Source organism: Kiritimatiellia bacterium (assembly GCA_018001225.1).
Taxonomy (GTDB): Bacteria; Verrucomicrobiota; Kiritimatiellia; order CAIQIC01; family JAGNIJ01; genus JAGNIJ01.
In genome coordinates this window covers 46,128-52,176 of record JAGNIJ010000032.1, presented here as the reverse complement: position 1 = coordinate 52,176, position 6,049 = coordinate 46,128, and the positions used below count along the sequence as shown (strand labels likewise).

3 protein-coding genes are annotated in these 6,049 nt (G+C 68.5%); 2 read left to right on the top strand and 1 reads right to left on the bottom strand.

The features are described 5' to 3' along the window. The coding region (locus KA248_11060) for a DUF459 domain-containing protein (GenBank protein MBP7830447.1) at window positions 1–691 on the top strand (691 nt) is incomplete at its 5' end. Beyond that, a complete protein-coding gene (locus KA248_11055; protein ID MBP7830446.1) occupies window positions 688–4,383 on the top strand; it encodes a tetratricopeptide repeat protein in 3,696 nt (1,231 codons plus the stop codon). The genes KA248_11060 and KA248_11055, both read left to right, overlap by 4 nt. Before the next feature lie 146 nt (window positions 4,384–4,529). Here the strand turns inward: KA248_11055 and KA248_11050 are convergent, their stop codons facing one another. After that, window positions 4,530–6,017, bottom strand: a complete 1,488-nt coding sequence (locus KA248_11050) for a glycosyltransferase family 2 protein (GenBank protein MBP7830445.1) — start codon at window positions 6,015–6,017, stop codon at window positions 4,530–4,532. Window positions 6,018–6,049: the final 32 nt, after the last annotated feature.

Genomic DNA, 6,049 nt, shown 5'->3' with positions numbered 1-6,049 from the left:
CGGGTGGGTGCTGGCGGCGGGGCTCGCGCTCCCGGGGGCGGGCCGGGCGGCGGACGCGCCCCGGCGCGTCCTGATCCTCGGCGACTCGATGATGCGCACCCCGGCCCATTCCATCGAGCTGGAGTTCTCCAAGCGCGAGGGTGTCGAGACGCGCCTCTTCACCTCCCTGGGCTCCGGGCTGGCCCGGCTGGACGTGATGGACTGGCTGGACCGCATCCGGCAGCTCGTTCCCGAGTTCAAGCCGGACGCGACGGTGATCTGGATCGGCACGAACGACCTGCAGCCGATGCGCACGCCCCAGGGCATCGTCCGGCCCGAGGATCCGGGGTGGGCGGCGGAATACGCGCGCCGGGTGGGCGAGGCCATGGACCTGCTGGGCTCGGGCGGCGGCCGGGTGTACTGGCTGGAGCTGCCGGACATGCCGAAGCCGGAGCTGCAGCAGAGCACGGAGCTCATCAACGGCATTTTCAAGGAGCAGGCGGCGAAGCGGGAGTTCGTGACCTTCTACGAAACGCGCCGCACCTTGAGCCGCAAGCCGGGCACGTTCTCGCGGTACATCTCCCAGCGCAACGGGATGCCGCTCTCGGTCCGCGACTCGGACGGGGTGCACCTGGACCGTAACGGCGCCGACCTGATGGCGCGGAAGCTGGCGGAAACCTTCTGGCCGCCCGCGCCGGCCGCCACGCCATGACACGACTCCTTCCAGAGATGCGGGATCGCCTCCTCCGCGCGGCGGCGGGCGGGGCGTGGGTCCTGCTGCTGGCCCTCGCGGCGGCGGCGGCGCGGGCGCAGGAGCCCGAGGCCGCGCCCGCGTTGCCGGAGGCGCGGGCCCCGGTGGAGGCCGTCGCGGGCGAGGCCGCGGCCGCTGCACCGGCCGAGGCGCGGGAAACCGAGGACGTGGCCCGCGTGACGCCCGCCATGGCCAGGATGTACGAGGCCATGGTGGACGTGCAGGACCAGCGATACGACGAGGCCATCCCGAAGCTGGAGTGGGTGATCGAACAGGACCCCAGCCTGCACGGCGCGTGGGAGGCCCTGTGCGCCGCCTACTGGCAGTCGGGCCGGCGCGACGAGGCCCGGCGCACGGGCGAGCGGTTCGTGGCCATCGCCCCGGAGCAGCCCCGGGCCTACAACTTCCTCGCGCAGGTGGCCACCTCGGACGGCGACCTCGACCGGGCCGAGGAACTCTACCGGAAGAGCCTGGCGCTGAACCCCAACCAGTACGACACGCGCTTCTCCTACGCCCGCGTCCTTTTCTGGAACGGCAAGCGGGAGCCGGCGCTGGCGGAACTGCAGAGCCTGTACCGGGAGGACACGGCCCGGCTGGACGTGGAGCTCCAATTGGCGCGCGTGCTCTACGCGAACGAGGAGTACGAGCAGTCGCTGGAACACTGGAACGCCATCAACGAAATGGTCCCGGACTACCCCGAGTACATGATCCCCCGCGCGCAGGTGCTGGTGCTGATCGGCGCGCTCAAGGAGGCCCAGCTCGAGGCGGAGCGCATCCTGGAGATCGATCCCGACAACGAGGCCGCCCTGAACATCCTGACGGACCTCGCCATGCGGGCGCGCCTGCACGACGAGGTGATCCGGAGTCTCCGGCGGGTACGGGACCTGGCCGACGGCGACCTGGCGAAGGCCAAGATCGCGCGGCGGCTGGCCTACTACCTGAAGAGCCAGTACGACCGCGACCCGAAGAACTTCACCATGAAGGCGTGCGTGCAGGCCGCCCAGGACGCCTACCGGTGGGACCCGGGCGACGTGGACGGCCTGCTGTTCTACGCCGAGATGCTGGTGCTGGACAAGGAGTACGGTCGGGCCGAAGAGCATTTCCGGGAGGTGCTCACGCAGCACAACCCGCACAACCTGCGGGCCAAGTACGGCCTCTACGAGACCTCCCTCGGGCGCATGCTGCTCGACGAGGCCGAGGCGCAGCTCGAAGACACGCTGATGAATTTCGATCCCAACGATCCCTACCGGCACTACTTCTGGGCGCAGCTCCACTTCGCGCGAGGCCGCTACTTCGACGCCCAGGAGTCGCTCGAGCGCCTCGAGCAGGAGGGCGCCGAGGGCTCGGTGTTCACGCTCCTGTACCACGGCCTCTCGCCCAGCGAGTGGTCCGCCATGCCCTCCGTCCGCCAGTTCCGCGACCACATGATGACCCTGAAGCGGGAGGGCTACCGGTTCATCGAGCCGGAGCAGTTCGCCGACTATTTCGCCCAGCAGAAGACGCCGGACCTGGTCGAGAAGCGCTCGCTGCTGACGCGGATGGTCCAGGCGGTGAAGCGCGCCTTCTCGGAGGAGACCCCCGAGCCGGTGGTGACGGTGCGCGATTACTCCCCGGAGCGCATCGTGTGCGTGACCTTCGACGACGGGATGCGCTCCAGCTTCCGTTGGGCCACGCCCGTGGCGGAGGAACTCCGCATCCCGATGACCATGTTCATCCCGGTTGGGAACATCTTGAGCAACGACATCCGCATCGCGAGCTGGCCGGAGCTGCGGGCCTACGAGCGGACCGGCTGGTGGACCATCGGCAGCCACCTGATGGACGCGAGCACCCCCACGATCACCAACCGGCCGGCCGGCACCAACCGGGTTGGGTGGGCCGACCGCGTGCTGGACGTCCTGACCCCCGACACGCCGGACCGCGCGGCGGAGACGGGCGCCGCGTCGGTCACCAACCGCGCGCCCCTGACCGAGCGCGACCTCCGGCGCGTGCACCCGCTGCCGAACCTGCTCTGGGTCCGGGACAAGGACCGCCAGGAGACCCTGCGCGAGTACTACCGGCGCATCCGCCACGAGTTCCTCGACAGCCGGAACATCCTGCGGCGCGAACTGGAGCTGCCGGAGGGCATCCTGGCCGTTTCCTATCCCATGAGCGACGTGGGCCAGCAGACGTACTGCAACATCGATCTCTTCAACGTGCCGGAGACCATCCTGAACGAGGCCGAGCTCCACTACCGCATGGGCTTCCGCCAGAGCCGGTACGGGTATGCCATGAAGCGCGACAACCCCCTGCTGTACCAGCGGTTCGAGCCGGACCGCCACGACTCGGGCCAGGACCTGCTGCGGGACGCGCTGCGCAACCACCCCGTGTTCCTCGCCCGCCGCACGCGGGCCGAGATGGCCGCCATGCAGGGCGAGATGCACACCGCCCTGGACATGATCGAGCTGCTCAAGCGCGACAACTACCCCGAGGAGGACCTCGCCGAGCTGTCCGCGTACGTCCAGCGCCGGCTGGCCCGCCTGGTCGCCGTGCCCGAGGCGGTCCAGGACGAGACCGACGAGGAGCGCAAGCGCCTCGTGGACATCCGCCACCCGTACCTCGGCATCGAGGGCGAGTCCGTGAAGGCCAACGTCATGATCGACGAGTGGCACGTGGCCTTCAAGGGCGGCTTCAACATCAACCCGCGCCTGCTCATCGAGGGGCGCGTCGGCTACGGGAACATCGACCAGGAGGTCACCTCCAACGAGTGGACCCAGGTCTTCGTCACCAACGTGACCACGCGCCAGACGATCAGCAGCACGACCGAGAACGGGACGAACACGGTGGAGGACGAGACGATCGTTTCGTTCGTGCAGTCGCTGCAGGGCACGAACATCGTGCACACCACGAACTACAGCGCCAGCGAGACGATGATCGGCGTGGCGGCCGCCTACATCTTCCAGAACGGCTCGATCGCGCACTTCGACCTGCGGCAGCGGAGTTTCGACGGCGACCTGGCGGGCGAGTCCGTGATCACGTACGCGCTCCAGTACATGTGGCGGCCGGCCCTGGCGATCGACATGGCCATCCGGTACGAACACGACATGATGCCGTCCGCCCGGGAGATCATCGAGTACGACGGGGCCAGCCTCGGGGCCGTGTGGCGGGTGCGGGACTGGTGGAACGCCACCGGCCAGGGCGTGTACCGGATCATGGACGACGACAATTCCCTGCTGCGCCTGATGGCCGAGAATTTCTGGCGCATCTCGCAGCGCTACGACATCTGGGTGGGCCTGCAGAACTCGCTGGTGACCACGGACATGGACAGCGACCTGTACTGGACCCCGTACTGGGACCAGCGGCACGTCGCGGTCATCCGCGTGCGGCGCACCTTCCCGGATTACTACGGCATGGTGCGCGTGAACGTCGGCGCGCAGAAGGCCAAGGGGCGGCCCGCGGACATCGAGCTCTACCGGTCGCGCGCGGCGGTCGGGGAGATCCAGGGCTGGTATCCCGGCGAGGGGCCGGACGAGGACTGGCACCAGGTGGTCGGCGTGGGCGCCAGCGTGGTCCGCCGCTGGGCCAACGGCTGGGAGATCAAGGGCGAGACCTCCATCAACGCCATCGGCGAGACGACCGAACGCCAGATGTACGGGAGCCTGATCTACCGGTTCTGATACCCCATCCGGGTGAAGGCGGGCAAGATTTCGGGCTCGCGGGAGCTCGCCCCTCCAAGGTTCCTGCCATTGGAGGGCGGAGCTCTGCGACGCCGTTTGTGCCGCCTCTCACCCCTGCGCGGTATGGCGGGCCCCCGCCGCCGAGGTCAGCGCGTGCCCCACTTGTTGGTCCGCATCGTGGCCAGCGCGTAGTACCCCTGCCAGCTGAAGAAGATCACGTAGGTCATCATGAAGAGAAAGGCCGTCCACCAGTGCGGCCGGCCGGTGCGCTCGAGGTAGTACAGCCCCCACAGCAGCGTCACCACGAAAACGCCGGTGATGTAGAACCCCGGCAGGTGGCCGGTCATCAGGGGGTAGGCGATCAGGGCGCGGAACATCACCAGCGGCGCGATCATCGGCAGCAGCGTCAGCGCGTACCACGAGATCGCGGCGACCGGGTGCTTGCGCCAGACGAAGCGCCCCGCGAACAGCAGCTCCCGCACCCAGGACCGCTTCCAGCGGCACTGCTGGACGATGTACTTCTTCCAGTGCTCGGGCACGATGGTCGTCGCCAGGGCCTCGTCGTCGTACAGGATCTTGTAGTCCCGCAGCAGGTAGTTCGTCAGGCTGCGGTCGTCGCCGTAGGTCGCGTAGTTGCCCAGGAACTTCTGGTGCAGCCAGCGGTCGAGGACGTGCAGCACGCAGGCCTTCCGGTAGGCCGAGAAGCAGCCGGGGCAGCAGCTCACGCAGCCGAACAGGCTCTCGGCGGCCTTCATGACCCGGTACGAAACGAAGTAGCGCACGTCCTGCATCTTGGTCAGCATGTTGACGTCCACGTTCTCGACGTCGGTATGCCCGGAGACGGCGGCGACCGTCGGGTCCGCCAGGCCCTGCACGACCTTGCGGATCGCGCCGGGCAGCAGGAAGCTGTCCGAATCCACGTAGACGAGCACCTCGGCCGTGGCCAGCAGGGCGCCGACGGCCATTCCGTGGCGCTTGCCCTTGTTGCGCACGAAATCCACGATGATGAGGCCCGGGTGCCGCTCCTGGGCGCGGATCATGTCCCGGAGCGTGTTGTCGGTGGACCCGTCGTTGACGACGACGACCTCCAGCTTGGAGTGGGGATAGCCCTCGCGGTAGATCCGGCCGATCGTGGTTTCTATGGCCTCTTCCTCGTTGCGGCAGGCGACCGCCACGCAGACCGTGGGCTCGTAGCCCACGTCCACCGGGGCGACGTAAAAGGCCGCCAGCAGGAAGCGCGAAAGGATGAATACGCCGACGCAGATGCTGTAGGTGTTGACCCAGGGCTGGTACCAGAAGTAGTCCAGGTTCCGGATCTTCATCATGACGACGAGGGCGAGCATGATCAGCGACAGGATCGCCAGCCCCCGGGCCATCCACCGCGGGAATTTCCGGTAGCGGTGCACCGCGACGCCGTCCGTCACGGTCTGGGGCTCCGGCGTCGGGGGCTCGGGCTCGAACACCTCCGTTTGCAGGCGGCGCAGGCAGAACGGGCAGACCGGGGGGAGGGGTCGGGCGATGACGCGGATGGAGAGCTCGCACGCGGAGCAGTGCCCGATGCTTCCCCGGCGGGGGGGCAGCTTGGCGGACGCCTCCGCCGGTGTCATCCTGGCGGTCGCTGAAGTCGGTTCCATTCGCTGTTCCACGCTGGACCGGCGCCCGGCCG

Coding starts and splice junctions, on each gene's coding strand:
- KA248_11055 (MBP7830446.1), top strand. CDS start 688: ATGACACGACTCCTTCCAGAGATGCGGGATCGCCTCCTCCGCGCGGCG.
- KA248_11050 (MBP7830445.1), bottom strand. CDS start 6,017: ATGGAACCGACTTCAGCGACCGCCAGGATGACACCGGCGGAGGCGTCC.